Annotated in this window: 16 protein-coding genes; 6 read left to right on the plus strand and 10 right to left on the minus strand. The window is 26.3% G+C overall.

All coding sequences use genetic code 11. The annotated features are described in order from the left end of the window. The 10 genes from HF862_RS03045 to dusB all read right to left on the minus strand — a co-directional run bounded on the left by HF862_RS03045 (position 1) and on the right by dusB (position 14617). Positions 1 to 1176, minus strand: coding sequence for a class I SAM-dependent rRNA methyltransferase (locus HF862_RS03045; RefSeq protein WP_170186444.1), 1176 nt, complete (start codon positions 1174 to 1176; stop codon positions 1 to 3). 2 nt (positions 1177 to 1178) lie between these two features. After that, positions 1179 to 2252, minus strand: a complete 1074-nt coding sequence (gene alr, locus HF862_RS03050; RefSeq protein ID WP_170186445.1) for an alanine racemase — start codon at positions 2250 to 2252, stop codon at positions 1179 to 1181. A 62-nt stretch (positions 2253 to 2314) separates the two neighbouring features. Continuing rightward, entirely contained in the window at positions 2315 to 3256 is a 942-nt protein-coding gene (gene secF / locus HF862_RS03055; protein ID WP_304205373.1) for a protein translocase subunit SecF, read from the minus strand. Then, on the minus strand, positions 3253 to 4476 hold the full coding sequence (secD, locus tag HF862_RS03060; RefSeq protein WP_170186447.1) for a protein translocase subunit SecD: 1224 nt from the start codon (positions 4474 to 4476) through the stop codon (positions 3253 to 3255). The genes secF and secD overlap by 4 nt, the downstream gene beginning before the upstream one ends. 16 nt (positions 4477 to 4492) lie before the next feature. Then, complete coding sequence (gene ruvX / locus HF862_RS03065; RefSeq protein WP_170186448.1) at positions 4493 to 4915, minus strand: Holliday junction resolvase RuvX; 423 nt, start codon at positions 4913 to 4915, stop codon at positions 4493 to 4495. A 15-nt stretch (positions 4916 to 4930) separates the two neighbouring features. Then, positions 4931 to 7540, minus strand: a complete 2610-nt coding sequence (gene alaS, locus HF862_RS03070) for an alanine--tRNA ligase (RefSeq protein WP_170186449.1) — start codon at positions 7538 to 7540, stop codon at positions 4931 to 4933. Positions 7541 to 7576: 36 nt separating this feature from the next. After that, a complete protein-coding gene (lptB, locus tag HF862_RS03075; RefSeq protein WP_170186450.1) occupies positions 7577 to 8302 on the minus strand; it encodes an LPS export ABC transporter ATP-binding protein in 726 nt (241 codons plus the stop codon). 12 nt (positions 8303 to 8314) lie between these two features. Next, entirely contained in the window at positions 8315 to 11020 is a 2706-nt protein-coding gene (locus tag HF862_RS03080) for an LPS export ABC transporter periplasmic protein LptC (protein ID WP_170186451.1), read from the minus strand. A gap of 31 nt (positions 11021 to 11051) precedes the next feature. Then, positions 11052 to 13676, minus strand: coding sequence for a DNA mismatch repair protein MutS (mutS, locus tag HF862_RS03085; RefSeq protein ID WP_206038985.1), 2625 nt, complete (start codon positions 13674 to 13676; stop codon positions 11052 to 11054). Between the two features lie 2 nt (positions 13677 to 13678). Next, positions 13679 to 14617 carry a tRNA dihydrouridine synthase DusB gene (gene dusB / locus HF862_RS03090; RefSeq protein ID WP_170186452.1) on the minus strand — a complete coding sequence of 313 codons (939 nt, stop codon included), beginning with the start codon at positions 14615 to 14617 and terminating at the stop codon, positions 13679 to 13681. Positions 14618 to 14803: 186 nt separating this feature from the next. On the opposite strand from dusB, the gene ruvA reads away from it, so the two are divergent. The 6 genes from ruvA (at position 14804) to aspS (ending at position 21534) form a co-directional block, all read left to right on the plus strand. Next, entirely contained in the window at positions 14804 to 15400 is a 597-nt protein-coding gene (ruvA, locus tag HF862_RS03095; protein WP_170186453.1) for a Holliday junction branch migration protein RuvA, read from the plus strand. A gap of 83 nt (positions 15401 to 15483) precedes the next feature. Beyond that, positions 15484 to 16788 (plus strand): PhoH family protein, encoded by a 1305-nt coding sequence (locus HF862_RS03100; RefSeq protein WP_170186454.1) that lies wholly within the window; start codon positions 15484 to 15486, stop codon positions 16786 to 16788. 161 nt (positions 16789 to 16949) lie between these two features. After that, on the plus strand, positions 16950 to 17180 hold the full coding sequence (gene secG, locus HF862_RS03105) for a preprotein translocase subunit SecG (RefSeq protein WP_170186455.1): 231 nt from the start codon (positions 16950 to 16952) through the stop codon (positions 17178 to 17180). Positions 17181 to 17236: 56 nt separating this feature from the next. Then, complete coding sequence (locus tag HF862_RS03110; protein ID WP_170186456.1) at positions 17237 to 18472, plus strand: replication-associated recombination protein A; 1236 nt, start codon at positions 17237 to 17239, stop codon at positions 18470 to 18472. 27 nt (positions 18473 to 18499) lie between these two features. Next, the gene (hisS, locus tag HF862_RS03115) at positions 18500 to 19741 is read left to right on the plus strand and encodes a histidine--tRNA ligase (protein WP_170186457.1); all 1242 of its coding nucleotides are present in this window, start codon (positions 18500 to 18502) and stop codon (positions 19739 to 19741) included. Positions 19742 to 19761: 20 nt separating this feature from the next. Next, positions 19762 to 21534 (plus strand): aspartate--tRNA ligase, encoded by a 1773-nt coding sequence (aspS, locus tag HF862_RS03120; RefSeq protein WP_170186458.1) that lies wholly within the window; start codon positions 19762 to 19764, stop codon positions 21532 to 21534. The last annotated feature ends 83 nt before the right edge of the window (positions 21535 to 21617 follow it).

Genomic DNA, 21617 nt, shown 5'->3' on the forward strand with positions numbered 1-21617 from the left:
TTATATTATTTTTACCCATAATGCTTTTAAATAAAGAGTTTCTGGAATATGTAATATCCAAGGATGGTCTTCAGGTTGATAATTTATTCCTATAACTTGCAATAATTTTCCATTATTAGAAGCAGCCATTCTAGTTACTTCTAATAAATCTTGTAATCCTATATGATAAGCACAAGTTATTACTCCTAAAATTCCACCTTTATCCAGTAATTTAAAACTACTATTACATAATTCATAAAAAAAATCCCTTCCTTTTTTTATGTCTATTTTTTTCTTAATTAATGATGGAGGGTCTAAAGTTATGACATCATATTTTTCCCCTCTAGAAATTAATGTTTTTAATAGCATAAAAGCATCTCCTTCTAAAGTCTCAAATTTATTTTCAAACTCATTTAGCTTATAATTCTTTTTACAAAGTTCTAAAGCATGAGGTTCTTTATCAATTGCTACTACTTTTTGACATCCTTCTTTCAAAGCTGCTATTGAAAAACCTCCACTACTAGAAAATACATCCAAAAATTTTGTTTTATTATTTAAAAATGGTCTTATAAATTTTCTAGAATCTCTTTGGTCTAAAAAGAATCCTGTTTTTTGTCCATTTATAATGTCTATTGTATATTTAAGTCCATTATCTTCCATAATAATTTCTTCTGGAATTTCTCCATATATTATTCCAGTTTTTTCTTCAACACCTTCATGTATTCTATTTTCTACATCACTTCTTTCATAAATTCCTTTAGGTTTCATATATTTCTTTACAGCATTGACTATTTCTTGTCTAAAAACCTCTACACCTGAATTTCTAAATTGAATTGAAATATATTTATCAAACTTATCTATAACTAATCCTGGTATTCCATCTCCTTCAGAAAAAAATACTCTCATACAATTTGTTTCTTCCTTTAAATTTTGTCTTTTATCATAAGCTTCTTTTATTTTTTTGTAAATAAAATCTTTATCTATTTTTTCATCTTTTGTTGTTAAAACACGAACAAAAGCTGAAGTTCCTTCCGTTACATATCCACGCCCTATGAATAACATATCTTCTCTTAAAACATCAACTACATCTCCTGTCTTTACTTCTCCAAGAATATATTTTATTTCATCTTTAAAAACATTTGGATAAAAGTTCTGAATTTTTTTCTCTTTATCTTTTATTAATATAACTTGTGCCATTTTTACTCCTCTATATATACTCTTTTTACTCTTGTGTTTATCCCAGTAATTATTTCATATGTCGTAGTTCCTAAAAGTTTAGCTTTTTCTACTAAATCCTCTCCATAAAGAATTACTTCTTCTCCTATCTTTACTTCATCTTTTAATTCATTAGGAATTTTTATCATCAACATGTCCATACATACTTTTCCTACAACTGTATATTCTCTATTTTTTATTTTAACAGTTATTTTATTTAAAGCTCCTCTTTTAAATCCATCAGCATATCCAGCAGCTATAGTTCCTACAATATCTCCTTTTTTTAAAGTACACTCTCTTCCATATGAAATATCTGTATCTTCTATTAAAGTTTTAATAAATAAAACCTTACTTTTAAAAGTTATAACTGGTTTTAAATCCTCTATCCAATTCTCACCACAAATTCCATACATGACTATTCCAACTCTAACATAATTTCCATTATCTTTATTAGAGTATTTTAAAATTCCACCACTATTTAATACATGTCTATACTCAATGGTATCTATTCCTGTAAAATTATTAAATTTTTCTATTTGTCTTTCTGTATACAATCTATTATCTTTTCCCTCTTCATCTGCTACAGATAAATGAGTATATACACCTATTATATTGGTTAATTTATTTTTATTAACATATTCTTTTATTTTTTCTGCTTCTTCTGAATTAACACCAATTCTTCCCATTCCTGTTTCTATTGCTAAATGACATTTTACTTGTATATTATTTTTATGTATATACACCAATTGTTCAAAACGAGACAAAGCAATCTGTAAATCATATTTTTCTACTTCTCTTAGTTCTTCATCAAATACTCCACCAAGTATTAATATTTTTTCTTTGATGCCTGCCTTTCTAAGTTCCATTCCCTCTGAAAGAGTAGCCACAGCAAAAAAATCTACACCACATTTTATCAGTTCTTTTGTTATTTCAACTGACCCTAATCCATAAGAATTTGCTTTTACTATTCCTATTATTTTTTTATTTCCTATTTTCTCATAAATTTTCTCAATATTATACTTTAGATTTTTAGTATTTATTTCTAACCAAGTTCTCATTTTTTATCTCCTGATAATCTTTATAGATTGCCTTTTAGTAAAAGGCAATCTATATATAATTATTAAACTACTATTTTTTCCTTATATTCATCTTCTTCTTTTTCTAAATATTTTGAATTCTCTACTTTTTTATCTCTATCTTTTTCTAAGAAATAAATAATTGGAGATGCTATAAATATTGATGAATATGTACCTGCTATCATTCCTATTAATAAAGTTGTAATAAAAGTTCTTAAGGATTCCCCACCAAATATTAATATTGATATTATAGCAAGTAATGTTGTCACTGAAGTGTTTAATGATCTTACCATTACTTGATTTATACTTTTATTTAGTACTTCACCAAAAGTTAAATCTGTTTTTTTCTTCAATGTTTCTCTTATTCTATCAAATACTACTATTGTATTATTTATTGAATACCCTAATATTGTAAGAACTGCTGCAATAAATGGAGTATCTATTTCATATCCCAAAATTGAAATTCCACCTATAGCTATTATAATATCATGTAATAAAGCTAAAATAGCTGCTAAAGCAAACATAAATTCAAATCTTAGAGTTATATACCCTACTATAAGAGCTCCTCCTATTAAAAGAGAATAAATAGCTGATGTTTTTAATTCTTTACCTACACTTGCTCCTACTTTATCTTCTTTTATTATTTCGTATTTTCCAATTTCACTAATTTTATCATAAAATTTATTCTTATCTTGTTCTGCTATTTCTTGTACTCTTATAAGAACCTCTTGTCCCTCTGAAATTTGAACTTTTCTTCCTGTTCCAGCAAATTGAGATATTTCCTTTCCGATTTTATCTAGAGTAGAATTAATTTCTTTTAAGCTTACAGTATTTTCAAATCTTAATTGAAATAAACTTCCTCCTGAAAAATCTATTCCATAATTTAATCCTTTTACTATAAGAGAACCTATAGAAATAAAAATAAATACAAGTGAAATTGCTATCCATTTTTTACTATTTTTTATTACTTCTATTTGCATCTTTATTTCCCCCTTACTCCAAATAATATTGGATTTTTTATTCCAAAAACTTCTACAAATATATCTAGTAAAACTCTTGTTATAGTAATTGCTGTAAACATAGAAGCTAAAGTACCTATTGTAAGAGTTACTGCAAATCCTTTTACAGGTCCTGTTCCAAATATAAATAATATTGTTGTAATTATTAAAGTTGTTAAGTTAGAGTCAAAAATAGCTACAAATCCTTTACTAAATCCTGCTGTTATAGCTCCTCTTACTGTATTACCGAATCTTAATTCCTCTTTTATTCTTTCAAATATAATTACATTAGCATCAACAGCCATTCCTGTTGATAATATAAATCCTGCTATTCCTGGTAAAGTTAAAGTTGCTCCTATAAAGTTTATTACTCCAAAGTTTAATATTCCAAAACATATTAGAGCAATATCCGCTAAAAGTCCAGGCATTCTATAGAAAAGTAACATGAATATCATTATTAGTGCCACTCCTACTTTTCCAGCCACTAAACTTGCTGCTATTGATTCATCTCCTAAAGTTGCTCCTACTGTTCTAGTTTCTACTATCTCAGCTTTTATTGGAAGAGCTCCTGAATTTAAAAGCATTGCTGTTTTTTGAGCTTCTTCCACTGTATAATTTCCACTTATACTTCCACTTCCTCCAGAAATTTCTGTTTTTATAACTGGAGCTGTTTGTACTTTTCCATCTAAAACTATTGCTAATTGTTTTCCAATATTTTCTCTTGTAATTCTAGCAAATTCAACAGCTCCCTCTGGTTTTAATTCAAAATTAATTTGAGGATCTCCTAATTGTCCATACCCAACTTGAGCTTTTTTTAATGCTCCACCTGTTAAAAGAGTTTCCCCTAAATTACCATTTTCATCCATGATTTTGAACTCTAAAAGAGCTGTTTTTCCTATCATATTTATAGCTTCTTGGGTATCTTTAATTCCAGGTAATTCAATAATTACTCTATTATCCCCAGCTTTTTGTACTACTGATTCTGCTACCCCAATACCATTGATTCTTCTGTCTAATACTTCTATTAAACTATCCATTGTTTCTGAATCAATTTGTTCATTAGGATTTTCAGGGGAAGCTTCTAATACAGCATATACTCCACCTTTTAAATCTAATCCTAATTTCATAGGTTCTTTTTTTATAATAATCAAAGCTCCTATTAATACAATTAATACTAATAAAGCTCTCATGAATATTTTTCCTCTCATGAAATTCCTCCAAATATTATTTTCTTTTGGAATCTAAAAAAGTTTGTAAAATTATAGCTGCTGCTATTTTATCAACTACCTTTCTTTTTTCCAATGCCCCTTTTTTTCCTCCATCTGTAAGCATTCTATCTGCTGATACTGTTGTCATTCTTTCATCTACTTCATAAACTTCCAAATTAGGTATATTCCTCTTTAATTTTTCTATATATTCTCTCACCTTTTCAGCTTGCCTTTTTTCAGTTCCATCTAAACTTTTTGGAATTCCAACTACAAGAGACTTTGTATTATTCTCTTCTAAAATTTCAGATATTCTTTTTACAGATTTAACTTTTTTTCTATCAATCACTTCATAAGGAGTAGCAACAACTCCCATAATATCAGATTTTGCTACTCCTATTCTTACATCTCCTATATCTAAAGAAATATATCTTTTATACATTCAATATACCTCTTTTTAAAGTTTTTCTTTCAATATATTTTTTGCTACTTCTAAGGTTTCGGCTACTTTATTTCCTTCTTTTCCTCCTGCTTGAGCAAAATCAGGTCTTCCTCCTCCATTTCCACCAGTTAATATAGCCAATTGTTTTACTAACTCTCCTGCTTTTATTTTAGAAGTTAAATCTTTTGTTACTCCAACAGCAAATATAGCTTTTCCATTATTTGCTCCTAAAACAACTACACAACTTCCTAATTTATCCTTAGCTTTATCTACAATTTCTCTTAATGAATCACTTTCTTTATTTTCAAATCCTTTAACTAAAACTTTAACTCCATTTATTTCAGTAACTTGTTCGAATAAAGAATTTACTTCATAAGTAGCTATTTTAGATTTTAATTCCTCTATTTCTTTTAATGAAGCTTTTAATTCTTCAGAAATTTTTTCTACTTTTTCTTCTAATTTTGAAGAATCTGTTTTTAAAGTTTTAGAAACTTTTTCTATTAATTTTTCCATAGATTTTACTGTTTCATAAGCATGATATCCAGTTTGAGCTTCTATTCTTCTTATTCCAGCAGCAATTCCTGTTTCAGATATTATTTTAAATAATCCTATTTCAGAAGTATTTCCTACATGAATTCCTCCACATAATTCTGTTGAAAACTCTCCAAAAGAAACCACTCTTACCACATCTTGATATTTATCTCCAAATAATGCCATAGCTCCTAATTTTTTAGCTTCATCCATAGACATCTCTCTTATATAAGAAGTTATAGATTCAGATATCTTAGCATTTACAAGTCTTTCTACTTTTTCTAACTCTTCATCAGTAACAGCTTCATAGTGATTAAAGTCAAATCTTAATCTATCAGCTGTAACTAAAGAACCTGCTTGTTGAACATGACTTCCTAATACTTCTCTTAAAGCTTTATGTAATAAGTGAGTAGCACTATGATTTTTAGAAATAGAAGCTCTTCTATTAATATCAACAGCTAATTTTACTTCTGTTCCTTCTACTAAATTATAAATTCCATTTAAAATCTTTACAGTATGCATAAATATATCTTTTTGTTTTTTTACATCTATAACCACTCCACTACTTCCTGTAGAAGAAACGATAGTACCAAAGTCAGCTTCTTGTCCTCCTGATTCAGCATAAAATGGGGTTTTATCTGTAATAACCATAAATTTATCATCTTCTAATTTTTTTACGAAAAGTATTTTAGCTGTTTCTTTTAAACTTTTATATCCCGTAAATTCAGTTTTACCATGTTCATCAAAGAAAGATTCAATAAAGGCATCTTGTCCTTTCTCCATTACAACTTCTCTAGAATTTCTAGCTAGTTCTCTTTGCTCTTCCATTTTTTGGTCAAATTCATTTTTATAAACTTTTATTTGATTTTCACTACAAATTTCTTCTGTTAATTCATAAGGGAAACCATATGTATCATACAATTTAAATGTTATTTCCCCTGATAAGAAATCTTCTCCATTATTTTTTGCTTCTTCTATAGCATTCATAACATGTTGAATTCCTAAATCAAGAGTATTAGAAAATTTTTCTTCTTCTATTTTTACAACTTTCTTTATATGTTTTAAGTTAGTTGCTAAATCAGGATAAGAACCTTTCATTAAATCAACAACCACATCAACTATATTATAAAGGAATAACTCTTTTACTCCTAATAATCTTCCATGTCTTATAGCTCTTCTTAAAATTCTTCTTAATACATATCCTCTTCCTTCATTTGATGGAATTACACCATCATTTATTAAGAAAGTTACTGCTCTTCCATGGTCAGCTATAACTTTTAGAGAATAATCATATTTTGGGTTTTCTCCATATTTTATCCTAGCTACTTTTGCCATAGCTTCAACTATTGGAAATAATAAATCAGTTTCAAAGTTATTAGCTTTTCCCTGAATAACAGCAGTTATTCTCTCTAATCCAGCTCCTGTATCTATATTTTTCTTAGGTAATGGTTCTAAATGTCCATCTTCCATTCTATTCCATTCAGTAAACACAAGGTTCCAAATTTCTATGAAACGATCATCTGTATTAGGATCTCCTAATCTAGAGTTTTCATCTCCACCAAATTTTACACCTAAATCTACATATATCTCTGAACATGGTCCACAAGAACCTGTAGGTCCAGCTGCCCACCAGTTGTCATCTTCTCCTAGTCTTACTATTCTTTCTTTAGGAAAATTACATTCTGATATCCATAAACTTTCAGCTTCATCATCAGTTTCAAAAACAGATACCCATAATCTATTTTTATCTATTTTTAAAATCTCTGTTATAAATTCATAAGACCATCTTATTGACTCTTTTTTAAAATAGTCTCCAAAAGAAAAATTCCCTAACATTTCAAAAAATGTATGGTGTCTTGCTGTTTTTCCAACATTATCTAAATCATTTGTTCTTATACATTTTTGAAATGTTGTTACTCTTGGAGTAGGTGCTGGCTTTTGTCCTAAAAAATAAGGTTTAAAAGGAACCATTCCTGCTACTGTTAAAAGTAGAGTTGGGTCATCTGGAATTAATGATGAACTTTCAAAGTGTCTGTGATTTTTACTTTCGAAAAATTCTATAAATTTTTCTCTAATTTCATTACCTGTTAACATTTTTCCTCCAATATCTATATTTTAATTTTGTTTTTATTAATCTAATTTAAAGTTTTCACCAAGATAAACTCTTTTAGCCACTTCATTCTTTGCTATTTCTTCTGGAGTTCCACTTATTAAAACTTCACCTTCAGCCATAATATAAGCTCTATCTGTTATTCTTAAAGTTTCTCTTACACTATGGTCTGTAATTAAAATCCCTAATCCTTTTTCTTTTAAATATTTTATTATATCTTGTATATCTTCTACAGCTATAGGATCTACTCCTGCAAAAGGTTCATCAAGTAAAATAAAATCTGGATTATTGGCTATCGTTCTAGCTATCTCTACTCTTCTTCTCTCTCCTCCTGATAAAGAATATCCATAAGATTTAGCTATATGTGATAATTTAAATTCTTCTAATAATTCTTCAACTATTTTTTTCTGCTCCTCTTTTGATAAATTTTTCATCTCTAAAACAGCATATATATTGTCTTCTACAGTTAAGTTTCTAAATACAGAAGCTTCTTGAGCTAAATATCCTATTCCTAAATTTGCTCTTTTATACATTGGAAATGTTGATATATCTTCGTCATTACAATATATTTTCCCGCTATCTGGTTTTATTATTCCTGTTATCATATAAAAAGTAGTTGTTTTTCCAGCTCCATTAGGTCCTAAAAGTCCCACAATTTCACCTTTTTTTACTTTAAGACTTACATCTTTTACAACTTGTCTTTTTTTATATGTTTTACATAGATGTTGTCCCTCTATACTTCTCATTGATTTCTCCTTTTATTTATTCGTTTTATAATTAATATTAGATTTACCATATGCTTTTATTTTTTGAGTATTTCTATTATATATAGCTCTATCTGAATTAAATATAAGTTGACTATTTTCTATTTTTACATTTCCTATTAATTCCAATGTTTGATTAATATTATTTAAAATTCCTTTATCTCCTATTAATATAGTTTTTTCTCCCTTATTATCTATATTTTCTATAGTTGTTTTAGAATTTAAATTTAATTTTTCTTCTTTAATATTTCCACTTATATTTTCTCCAAAAATTAGAGTTTTATTTTTTTCTGTTTCAGCATATATTTTATTATTTTTTCTAGCTATTATGTTACCTTTTATAAAATCATATTCTATATCATCTGATTTTATATTTTGCTTATCTCTCGAAATAATAGTATCTTTTTTTCCAATAATTTTTTGAACCTCATATTTGCCACTTTTTAATCTAAAATACGCTTTTAAACTTTTTCCTGATAAGTCTGTTACAACTTTTTTTCCTTTATCCACTGTAACAACCTTTCCTTTTACATTATCCATGAAATTGAATATTAATTTATCTGAATTTCCAGAAAATTTATCTGCTTTTATTTCTTCCATAGTTGTTTTTATACTTATTTTTTCTCCAGATATATCTTTAGTTACTGTATTTGATAAAATATTATCTGCTAAGATTTTTATATTATTTTGATGGTCAATTGAAACATTACCTATTGCAAATACAGTATTTTTTTGTGTATTATAAATAACTTCATTACCTTTTAACTTAGATTCCTCATTATAAACTAATACATTACCTTTTAATTTTAAAATTTTCTCTTCCATTAAATATTCTAAATTATTTGAAGTTATTTTTTCATTTTTATCACTTATACCACTAAATTTATTTCCTATAAATATTTTTTCCTTATTTCTTAAGACACCATTTTCTACTAGTCCATTAAATTTATTATCTTTAGTTTTAAAAGTAATGCTCTCATCAAATTTTATAACTTCTTCTTTTAATTTATAATTTGCTTCTGAAGTTAAAAATTCCTCTTTTTCAGTAAGTAATTTTACATTATTTTTTATCTTTAAAAATTCATCTTTTTTAAATTCTCCAGTATCTCCTGTAATTATATTTTCTGTATCTTTACTCACATATTTTACTTCATTTAAAATATATCCTAACTCACTAGTTAAATTATAATTTAATCCTTTTCCTGTAAATGTAGAAGTTAAAGTTTCATAATTAAATACTTCGTTTGTTTGAATCTCATTTTTAGAAATAATATATTCTACATTTTTACTTTTTATTATACTTTTATCCTCTAGATTTTCTATAGTAAAGTCATTTGGTATAGCACCTCTATCTTTAGAAGTGTAATATTCCAATTTATCTGTTTTTAAAATATTAGTTTTATTAATTGCCTTTACTTTTCCTATAGCATAATAATCTTTCTTTTGAGTATCAAAAATTATTTTTTCCGCTTCTATTTTATTATTATTTACTTTAGAAATAACATTTCCTAAAATTATATCTCCTATTTTAGTTATATTGTTATAATTCATTTGTTGTCCAATACTTATATAGTCCTTATCTTCATAAATATACCCTTCTTTTAACTCCATCTCTTCTTTGGCAAAATTATAAACAAAATTTTTAGAAGTTGCTTTTCTATCTTCATAAGTATATACAACTTTATCTTTTTTAGATGTAAAATATCCTATTTTAGATTCAACATTATAAATTGCTGAATCACCTATAATTTTTTCACCTTTTGCATTAGTTATCTCTACATTTCCATTTAATTCAATAATCTTTTCATCAATTTTATAAATTCCACTATCACCAATAAATTTTATATCTCCATTAGTTCCATTAACTTTGCCAATTATATCAATTTCCCTCTCTGGTCTTATTTTTTGTATTTTTTGAGAATTTATTATATATCCATCAATTGTTATTACTGGATTATTATTAGCCATAAAAGTTTCTTTTAAATTATTATAATCTAAATTTTTTCCTTGTATAACTCCTTTTCCATAATATCCTGTAAAACCATTTCTGATTTCTATTTTATTTTTATCTATATAATATTTTCCATTTTTAAACTCACCAGAAAAACCATCTTCTTCAGAATTAATATTTTTAAATTTTCCATTTCCTGTAAGAGTGAATAAATTTTTCTTTTCTTGGTAAACTCCTTTATCTCCTTCTATTAAGAATTTATCATTAGACATTTTTACTTGTTCTCTTATATTGATAACATCAAATTTTTTATTAGTTATCAACTCATTACCTTCCAAAGTAATATTTTCTAATTCATTTATAGCTTTTATCCCTTCCTTAGAAACTAACAAATCCTTATACTGATTATAATTTAATTTATTAGAGAATATTTTCCAACCTTTTCCATTATCTCCAACTATATTTTCTTCTAAAAATAAATTTTTTCCAGCATCTACAAATGCTTTATTTCCGGAAAGAGTCATATCTTCATATCTAGCTATAGCTTTTTCAAATTTTGTTGTATCTAAATCCATATCATCTATTTGTCTTTCAGCTTCTATATGATATCCATCTGTATCATATACAACATTTGTAGTTTCTATAACATTTTTTATTACTCCTAAACCTTTTTCTGGTTTATAGTAATTCAAGTAAACTATTAAAACTATTCCTGCAGCTATTATAGAATTTTTTAATTTCTTATTCATTCCTCCTCCTAATTTCAAGTTATTTTAAAATTTAATTTAGGATTTTCTTTAACTCATTTATTTTTAATAAAGCTTCCATTGGAGTAAAATTATTTATATCTATCTCTCTTATTAAATCTAATACTTTTTTTTCTTCTTCTGTTATTTTCTCCTCATTTTTAAGTTTTTCTTCTTTAGTACTTTCTAAATTTATTCCACTATTACTCCCAAATAACATCATTTGCTCTATTCCTAAATTTCTTTCAATAACATTTTTTCTTTCTTCCAATACATTTAATATTTTTTTAGAATTTTTTAATATTTCTTTAGGAAGACCTGCTAACCTTGCTACCTCAATCCCATAAGATTTATCAGCTCCTCCTTGAATAATTTCTCTTAAAAACTTAATTTCATTATCTTTTTCTTGTACTTCAATTCTATAATTAGCTGCTCTTTCTAGTCTCTCCCCTAATTCAGTAAGTTCATGATAATGAGTAGCAAAAATTGTTTTTGCTTTTATTTTATCATGAATATATTCTGTTATAGCTGAAGCTATGGAAATTCCATCAAATGTTGAAGTTCCTCTACCTATTTCATCTAATATAATAAACGAATTTTCTGTAGCACTATTTAATATATTAGCTACTTCACTCATTTCTAGCATAAACGTTGATTGACCTGTGACTAAATCATCACTAGCACCTATTCTTGTAAAAATTTTATCTATTAATGAAACTTTAGCATAATCAGCTGGAACATAACTTCCTATATGAGCCATTATAATTATTAAAGCTATCTGTTTCATATAAGTTGATTTTCCTGACATATTTGGTCCTGTAAGAATTATAAAATTTTTATTCTCATTTAAAGTAACATTATTTTTTACAAATTCTCCAGTAGGAATTAATTTTTCAACTATTGGATGTCTTCCACCTAATATTTCCATTTCTCCAGTTTCCACTATTTCAGGCTTTATATAATTATTCTTTATTGCTACATAAGCCAAAGTAGAAATTACATCAAGATAAGAAATTTTATTACTTAATTCTTGTAACATTTTTATATATTCTTTTAGTTTTCCTGTTAATTCTTTAAATAAATAGTATTCTAAATTTTCTATTCTATTTTTTGCATTTAATATCTTATCTTCATATTCTTTTAATTCTGGAACTATATATCTTTCAGCATTTACTAATGTTTGTTTTCTTATATAATAATCAGGAACTAACTCTGAATTAGCTTTAGTTACTTCTATAAAATATCCAAATACTTTATTATATTTTATTTTTAGTCCTTTTATTCCTGTTTTTTCTCTTTCATTAGCCTCTATTTTTAATAAATAATCTTGACCATGTTCAGCTATATTTCTTAATTCATCTAATTCATCATTATATCCATCTTTTATAATCCCACCTTCTCTTATTGAAAATGGTGGTTCATTAACTATAACTTTTTCTATTAGATTATAAATCTCTACACTTTTTTCTATATCTACAGTTAATATTGTAGAATTATTTCTAAGAAGAATTTTATATATTTCTAAAGTATTTTTTATTGATTCTTTTAAAGCTACTAAATCTCTTCCATTTATAGTTTCTAGAGTTAGTTTTCCAATAATTCTTTCAATATCGTAAATATCTTTTAATCTTTCACGTACTTCCTCTCTAACTAAAACTTCATTTATAAAATATCCTATATCTTCTTGTCTTTTTCTAATTTCATTTATATTTAAAGTAGGATTTTTAACTATTTTTTTTAGTAATCTACTTCCCATAGAATTTTTACAATAATCTAATACCCAAAGTAATGTTCCTGTATTATTTCCTTTATAATTTTCTATTATATCTAAATTTCTTTGAGTAGTAAGATTTAATTCCATTATGTCATTGCAATTTACGTAAGAAATTTTATTTATTGGTAGCTCTTTACCTTTTTGTAAATCTATAACATATTTTAAAGTCATAGCACAAATTGAAATAATTTCTTCTTCAGATTTACTTATTCCAAAACTATCTAAAGATTGAATTTTAAAATATTCTAGAAGATATTTCTCTGAATTTTTTACAAAAGATATTTTTGTTAAATTTATTCTTTCTAAAATTCTACTAGATTCTAATTCTTTAAAAAGAATTCCATAGCTTTTTTCATCTGTTATTATCTCTTTTGGAAAAATTTTATTAATTTCTCCTAATAATTTATATATTAAATTTCCATCTAATATCTTTGTAGTCTTAAATTCTCCTGTTGTAATATCTACATAACTAATAACTATACTTTTATCTTTTATAACAACTCCCATAAGATAGTTATTAGCTTTTTCGTCTAAATATTCTGTATCTATAACAGTTCCAGGAGTAATTACTCTTACAACTTCTCTTTTTACTATTCCTTTTACTTCTTTTGGGTCTTCTACTTGTTCGCATATAGCTACTTTATATCCCTTATTAACTAACTTAGCTATATAAGAAGCTACTGAATGGTAAGGAACTCCCGCTAAAGGTACATCCATTTTTTTATTTCTTTTTGTCAAAGTAAGCCCTAACTCTTTTGAAGCTATTTTTGCATCCTCATAAAACATTTCATAAAAATCACCAAGTCTAAAAAATAAGATACTATCTTGATATTGAGTTTTTATTTCCATGTATTGTTTCATTAAAGGAGTTTCGTCAACTATCATATTTATCCTTTCACTTGTTCTTTTAGTTCTTCTAATATTTTTATAACTTCTTTATAATCTTCTTGTTTATTTATTCTATTTTTTGCCTCTGCTGAACCTCTAATTCCTTTTAAATACCAACAAATATGCTTTCTCATTTCAAAAATAAATTTATCATTTTCGTTATCTTCTCTAGCCATGTAAATATGTTTTATAGCCATATCTATTTTTTCTTCTTCTGTTACTTTAGTTTTAACTTCCCCATACTCAAAAATCTCTCTTATATCTCTTATAAGCCATGGATTTCCACACATTCCTCTAGCTAACATAATTCCATCAACTCTAGAAAATTTTACTTTTTCTAGAGCATCTTCTGCTGTAAAAATATCACCATTTCCTATAACTGGAATATTTACTGCTTCTTTTACTTCTTTTATTTTAGTCCAATCAGCTTTTCCTGTATACATCTGTTCTCTAGTTCTTCCATGAACTGTAATATGTGTACATCCTACTTCTTCTGCTATTTTAGCTATTTTAATATATTCTTTTACTCCTTTAAAACCAACTCTTATTTTTATAGAAATATTTGTTTCTGGTTTTAAAACTTCTCTCATTTTTGTTAAAATTTCTCTAATTTTTTCTGGATTTTCTAAAAGAGCTGCTCCTGAACCATTTTTAGTTACTTTAGGCATAGGACAACCAGCATTTAAATCTATTTGTTTTACACCTTTATTTTCTAAATAAAGTGCACTATTCACAATTTTATCTATATCTGAACCAAAAACTTGAACAGCTTCTCCATCTCTAAGTCTTAATAATTTATTTATAGTTTTATCATTTAAAACTTCTAAGGCATTTACACTAACCATCTCAGTAAATATCATATCTGGTTCAAATTCTTTTAGAATATTTCTAAAAGTATAATCTGTAACTCCTGCCATAGGAGCTGTATAAATTTTCATTAAACCTCCATTTTTTTCAATAATTTTATTGGTTTTTTATTTCAAAATTGACAATTATCCACAATACTAAATTTTAGCATATTTTTTCAATTTTTTCAATTAATCTACAAAATTTATTCTTTTATAATATAATTTTAAATTATTTTATGATATAATTTTATAAATAAATTTTTGGAGGAAAATTTAATGTTTGAATATTTAAAAGGAGTTATTTCTTATAAAAAATTAGATTATGCTGTATTAGATATTGGAGGAATTGGTTATAAAATTTTTATTTCTCTTAGAACTTATGAAAAAGTAAATATTAATTCTGAAGCTAAATTTTTTATTTTTAATTATATTAAAGAAGATGAATATAAACTTATTGGTTTTTTAGAAGAAAGAGAAAGAAACCTTTTTGAAATGTTACTTTCTGTGAAAGGTATAGGAATGTCTTTAGCTTTATCTATAATGTCATCTTTTGATTGTGAAACAATTCGTACATTAATTTTAGAAGGGGATTATGTAACTTTAAAAAATGTTCCTAAACTAGGAGAAAAAAAAGCTCAACAAATAATTTTAGATTTAAAATCTAAAATTAAAAAAATGGATTTTGTTTCTATTGAACAAGCATTAAATATAAATGTTAATTATGAAATTGAAGATGAATTAATAATGGCTTTAGAAGGATTAGGATATAATAAAAAAGATATAAATAAAATTATAGATAAAAATAAAATAAAATCATATAAAAATATTCAAGAAGCTATAAAAGATACTTTAAAAAATCTTCAAATAAAATAAAAAGGAATTCCTTAAACTAGATAGAATATTAGTATAAATAACTCAAGTTACAATATCAATGTCACATAAAAAGGAGTATATATATGAGAAAAATATTTATATTGGATACTAATATTTTAATTCATGACCCTAATTCAATTTATAATTTTAGAGGTAATGATGTTTTTTTACCAATTGAAGTTATTGAAGAAATAGATAAACTAAAAGGAAAACAAGATACTGGAATAAATGCCAGAATGGCTTCTAGAGTTATTGAAGAAATTAGAAAAAAAGGGAACTTATCTAAAGGAGTTGAACTTCCAGAGGAAATTTTCTTTAAAGTCATTGTTGAAAGTGGAAAAGATTCTATACCTGAAGGTTTAAAAAAAGATTCTACTGATAATAGTGTTCTTGGAATGACTATAAAAATAAAAAATAAATTTCCTGATAGAAAAGTAATTTTAGTAACAAAAGATATAAACCTTAGAATAAAAGCTGATGCTATTGGTATTGAAGTAGAAGACTATTCAACTGATAGAGTTGTTTATGATGAACTTGATAAGGGATACTTAGAAATAGAAATTTCTAAAACTTTATTTGATAAATATGATAAAAGTGGAAAAATTGACATTTCTGAGTTAAATCTTGATTTTGAACCATCTCCAAACTTTTTCTTTATCATGAAAGCTGGACAAGAAAAAACTACAGGTAGAGTTTTTGGAGATAAAGTCAAAAAATTTGTTAATGGGGATATTTGTGCTTGGGGAGCTAGAGCGAGAAATGATGAACAAAAATTTGCTATGGATTTATTAATGGATGATGATATAAAAGCTGTTACTTTAGTAGGAAAAGCTGGTACTGGAAAAACATTACTTGCTATAGCTGCTGGTCTTGAACAAGTTGTTGAAAGAAAAAAATATTCTAAATTATATATTGCTAGACCTATAATTCCTATGGGAAAAGATTTAGGATATTTACCTGGTAACGAAAAAGAAAAATTAAGACCTTGGATGCAACCAATTTTTGATAATATAGAACTTCTAAGTGATTTTAAAGGAGATAAAACAGGAGAAAAGGTTATAACAGGTCTTGAAACTATGGGCCTTTTAAAAGTTGAAGCTCTTACATATATAAGAGGAAGAAGCATTCCTAATGGTTTCATCATAATTGATGAAGCACAAAATTTAACTCCTTTAGAAATAAAAACTATTATAACAAGAGCTGGGGAAAATACAAAAATTGTATTTACAGGAGACCCTTACCAAATAGATAGTCCTTATCTTGATACTAATACAAATGGACTTACTTATATGGCTGAGAAATTAAAAGATGAAAAAATAGTTGGACATATTACTTTGGTTAAAGGAGAACGTTCTCCTTTAGCAGAAATTTCTGCAAAATTATTATAATTTATTTTACAAGGAAGATTATTCTTCCTTGTTTTTTATCAACTATTTTCTAACTTCTATAAAATTTTCTTTGTATTTTTTCTCATTTTATATTATAATATTCAATAGAATATTATTAGAATTCTTTGCTTTTTGAAAAAAGAATTTTTTATGGAGGAAAAATGGAAAGTATATTAACTATTTTACTATTTATATTTGCCTTGGCGTTAATAATCCTTGTTCTTATCCAACCTGATAGGAGTCGTGGAATGTCTGGTAGTATGGGAATGGGAAGTGCTAATACAGTATTTGGTCTTTCTAAAGATGGTGGTCCTTTAGCTAAAGCTACAAAAATAATTGCAACTTTATTTATTATAATAGCATTATTATTATACCTATACTCAGCAAAATAAAACAATTTAAGATGTGTTCATTACAACACATCTTTTTATTATTTTAAGGAGGATAAATGGAAACTCCAACTCTTTTTCAAAATAATTATCAAGATATAAAGCCACTTGCTTTAAAGTTGAGACCTAAAACTCTAGAAGAATTTATAGGACAAGAAGAATTACTTGGAGAAGGAAAACTTTTAAATAAAATAATAAGAACTGGAAAAATTAGCAATATGATTTTATATGGTCCTCCAGGTTGTGGAAAAAGTTCTCTTGGAGAGATAATTTCTAATGAACTTAATTGTAATATAGAAAACTTAAATGCTACTACAGCTTCTCTAAATGATTTAAGAGAGATTGTTGAAAAAGCAAAAAAATCTATAGAACTTTATAACAAAAAAACAGTTTTATTTCTTGATGAAATTCATAGATTTAATAAAATGCAACAGGATGCTTTATTATCTTATACAGAGTCAGGAATATTAATTCTTATTGGAGCCACTACTGAAAATCCCTATCATAATCTTAATAATGCCCTTTTATCAAGATGTCTCATTTTTGAATTTAAATCTCTTGAAAGAAAAGATATAGAAAAAATTTTAATAAAAGGGGAAAAATATTATAATAAAATTTTACCAAATAATATAAAAAATATTATTTTAGATATTTCACAGGGAGATTGTAGAATAGCTTTAAATTATTTGGAATTATTTTTTAATAATTCTGAAAATGAAAATTTTGAAGATATAGAAAAACTTTTTTCTAAACGCAAAGTTTCTTATCATAAAGAAGAAGATAAATATAATATTATCTCTGCTATGATAAAAAGTATTAGAGGAAGTGATCCTGATTCAGCTGTCTATTGGATGGGTAGACTTTTATATGGTGGTGAAGACCCTAGATATATAGCTAGAAGGCTTGTCATTTCAGCCAGTGAAGATATTGGAATGGCTAATCCAGAAGCTTTAGTTATAGCTACATCAGCCTATACAGCTAGTGAAAAAATAGGAATGCCTGAAATTAGAATAATTTTAGCTCATGCTGTTATTTATTTAGCTATTTCAAGTAAAAGTAATTCATGTTATAATAGTATTAATGAAGTTTTAGAAGATATTAAAAATGGAGATATGCAAGAAATTCCTCTTCATATTTCTGATAGAGCTATCGGATATAAATATCCTCATGATTATGATGGAAATTTTGTTAAACAAAATTATAGAAAAAATACAAGTAAAAAATATTATAAACCTGGAAATAATAAATTTGAAATTCAAATTAAAGATAAATTAGATAGACTTTGGAAAAAATAAAAATTAAAATAAACTGGAGGAGATTTAATGAAATTAATTAAAGCAGTAAGAGGAACTAAAGATATTATTGAAGAAACAGCTGCAAAATATTCTTATATTCACAGGATTGCTGAAGATTTATTTTCTGCATATGGATACTCTTATATAAAAACTCCTATTTTTGAGGAAACAGACCTTTTTAAAAGAGGAATAGGAGAAGCTACAGATGTAGTAGAAAAAGAGATGTATACTTTTCTTGATAGAGGAGAAAGAAGTATTACTTTAAGACCTGAAGGAACTGCCTCTGTTGTAAGAGCTTATTTAGAAAATAAAATTTATGCAAAAGAAGATATTTCAAAATTTTTCTATATGGGGTCTATGTTTAGATATGAAAGACCTCAAGCTGGAAGACAAAGAGAATTTAATCAAGTTGGTGTTGAAGTTTTAGGTGAGGCTTCTCCTATTCTTGATGCTGAAGTTATAGCTATGAGCTATCACTTACTTGAAAAATTAGGAATAACTGACCTTGAAGTTAATATTAACTCTGTTGGTGAAAATGAATCTCGTCAAAAATATAGACAAGCTTTATTAAACTATTTAGAGCCTGTTAAAGAACATTTATGTGAAGATTGTAAAAGAAGACTAGAAACAAATCCTCTAAGAGTATTAGATTGTAAAGTAGAAACTTGTAAAAAATATACTGAAAATACTCCTAGTATAATAGATTCTTTATCTGAAGCTGAAAGAAATCATTATGAAACTGTGAAAAAATATTTAACTTTATTTGGTATTCCGTTTGTTGAAAATCCAAAATTAGTTAGAGGATTAGATTATTATTCAAGTACAGTATTTGAAATAGTAACTAACAAACTTGGAGCTCAAGGAACTGTCCTTGGAGGTGGAAGATATGATAATCTTCTAAAACAATTAGGTGATAGAGAAACTCCAGCTTTTGGATTTGCTGCAGGAATTGAAAGAATTATGATGCTTATGGATACTATTCCTTCTAAAGAAACTGATATATATGTAGCTTGGCTTGGTGAAAACACTTGTGATTTTGCTATGAAATTAACTAGTATTTTAAGAAAAGAAGGACTAAAAGTAGCTATTGATTTTAACTCTAAAGGTATGAAAAGTCATATGAAAAAAGCTGATAAATTAAATGTCAATTATACAATAATTATTGGTGAAGATGAGATGGCTAAAAATATCATAGTTTTAAAAGATTTTAATGCTAGAACTCAAGAAGAATTAACAATTGAAGAATTAATAAAAAAATTAAAAAAATAAATTCTTAAAGGAGACTTAAAATGATATATAGAAATCATAACTTAGGTGAACTAAGGAAAAATAATATCGGTGAAAAAGTTATTTTATCTGGTTGGGTTGCTACTAAAAGAGACCTTGGAGGGCTTACTTTTGTAGACCTAAGAGATAGAGAAGGAATAACTCAAATTATTTTTGATACTGATGTGGCTAGTCAAGAAGTTGTTGATAAAGCTCAAAAATTAAAAACAGAATCTGTTATTAGAATAGAAGGAGAAGTAAGAGAAAGATATAGTAAAAATCCTAATATCCCTACTGGAGAAATAGAAGTATTTGCTACTTCTATTGATGTATTAAACTCTTGTGATACTTTACCTTTCCAAATGACAGATGAAGGATTAAGTGAAAATATCAGACTTAAATATAGATATCTAGATTTAAGAAGAGAACAAATGATAAATAATTTGAAAAAAAGACATAGAATGATTATGTCTATTAGAAATTATATGGATGAAAAAGGATTTTTAGATGTAGATACTCCTTTATTAACAAAATCTACTCCTGAAGGAGCTAGAGACTTCTTAGTTCCTAGTAGAACTAATGGAGGACAATTCTATGCTTTACCTCAATCACCTCAATTATTTAAACAACTTTTAATGATAGCTGGTGTTGAAAAATATTTCCAAATTGCTAAATGTTTTAGAGATGAGGATTTAAGAGCTGACAGACAACCTGAATTTACTCAACTTGACATTGAAATGTCTTTTGTTGAACTAGAAGATGTTATTACTGAAATTGAAGGATTAGCAAAAAGAGTATTTAAACAAGTAACAGGACAAGAAGCAAATTATGATTTCCCAAGAATGGAATGGAAAGATGCTATGGACAGATTTGGTTCTGATAAACCAGATACTAGGTTTGGAGTAGAATTAAAAGATATTTCTGAAATTGTTGCTAACTGTGGGTTTAAAGCATTTAGTTCTACAATAGCCGATGGAGGAATTGTTAAAGCTATTGTAGCTCCTCAAGTAGCTGATAAATTTTCAAGAAAAATTCTTGATGATTATCAAGAATATGTAAAAAGATATTTTGGAGCTAAAGGATTAGCTTACATAAAACTTACTAAAGATGGAATTAATTCTCCAATAGCTAAATTTTTAACTGAAGAAGAAATAAAAGCTATAATTGAAAAAGTTGAAGCTAATGAAGGAGATGTAATCTTAATTGTAGCTGACAAAGTAAAAGTAGTTCATGCTGCTTTAGGAGCTTTAAGATTAAGAATAGGAAAAGAATTAAATCTTTATGATAAAAATGAATTTAAGTTTTTATGGGTTGTTCACTTCCCTATGTTTGAATATGATGAAGAAGAGCAAAGATACAAAGCTGAACACCATCCATTTACATCTATAATGGAAGAAGATATGCCAAGATTCTTTGAAGGAGATATGGATATAAGAACTAATACTTATGATTTAGTTCTAAATGGAAATGAAATTGGTGGTGGAAGCATTAGAATTCATAATCCTCAAGTTCAAGAAAAAGTTTTTGAAAAATTAGGACTTACTCAAGAACAAGCTCGTGAAAAATTTGGATTCTTTATTGACGCATTTAAATATGGAGCACCACCTCATGGAGGACTAGCTTTTGGAATAGATAGATGGTTAATGGTAATGTTAGGAGAAAACTCTATAAGAGATGTTATTCCTTTCCCTAAAACAAATAAAGGTCAATGTTTAATGACTGAAGCTCCAAATATTGTTGAGAAAGAACAATTAGATGAATTATTTATAGTTTCTACTTTTAAAAAGGAAAAATAAATTGTATATTTTCCAATAATTTACAACTAATTTCAATTTTAAAAATTTATTTTTGAAAAGTTAATATTGCATTTATAATTAAA

This window comes from Fusobacterium sp. FSA-380-WT-3A (assembly GCF_012843705.1).
Taxonomy (GTDB): domain Bacteria; phylum Fusobacteriota; class Fusobacteriia; order Fusobacteriales; family Fusobacteriaceae; genus Fusobacterium_B.

Bases quoted from the DNA above. Each gene is read 5' to 3' on its own strand.
- HF862_RS03045 (WP_170186444.1), bottom strand. From the start codon at position 1,176: ATGGCACAAGTTATATTAATAAAAGATAAAGAGAAAAAAATTCAGAAC.
- alr (WP_170186445.1), bottom strand. From the start codon at position 2,252: ATGAGAACTTGGTTAGAAATAAATACTAAAAATCTAAAGTATAATATT.
- secD (WP_170186447.1), bottom strand. From the start codon at position 4,476: ATGAGAGGAAAAATATTCATGAGAGCTTTATTAGTATTAATTGTATTA.
- ruvX (WP_170186448.1), bottom strand. From the start codon at position 4,915: ATGTATAAAAGATATATTTCTTTAGATATAGGAGATGTAAGAATAGGA.
- alaS (WP_170186449.1), bottom strand. From the start codon at position 7,540: ATGTTAACAGGTAATGAAATTAGAGAAAAATTTATAGAATTTTTCGAA.
- lptB (WP_170186450.1), bottom strand. From the start codon at position 8,302: ATGAGAAGTATAGAGGGACAACATCTATGTAAAACATATAAAAAAAGA.
- HF862_RS03080 (WP_170186451.1), bottom strand. From the start codon at position 11,020: ATGAATAAGAAATTAAAAAATTCTATAATAGCTGCAGGAATAGTTTTA.
- mutS (WP_206038985.1), bottom strand. From the start codon at position 13,676: ATGATAGTTGACGAAACTCCTTTAATGAAACAATACATGGAAATAAAA.
- dusB (WP_170186452.1), bottom strand. From the start codon at position 14,617: ATGAAAATTTATACAGCTCCTATGGCAGGAGTTACAGATTATACTTTT.
- ruvA (WP_170186453.1), top strand. From the start codon at position 14,804: ATGTTTGAATATTTAAAAGGAGTTATTTCTTATAAAAAATTAGATTAT.
- HF862_RS03100 (WP_170186454.1), top strand. From the start codon at position 15,484: ATGAGAAAAATATTTATATTGGATACTAATATTTTAATTCATGACCCT.
- secG (WP_170186455.1), top strand. From the start codon at position 16,950: ATGGAAAGTATATTAACTATTTTACTATTTATATTTGCCTTGGCGTTA.
- HF862_RS03110 (WP_170186456.1), top strand. From the start codon at position 17,237: ATGGAAACTCCAACTCTTTTTCAAAATAATTATCAAGATATAAAGCCA.
- hisS (WP_170186457.1), top strand. From the start codon at position 18,500: ATGAAATTAATTAAAGCAGTAAGAGGAACTAAAGATATTATTGAAGAA.
- aspS (WP_170186458.1), top strand. From the start codon at position 19,762: ATGATATATAGAAATCATAACTTAGGTGAACTAAGGAAAAATAATATC.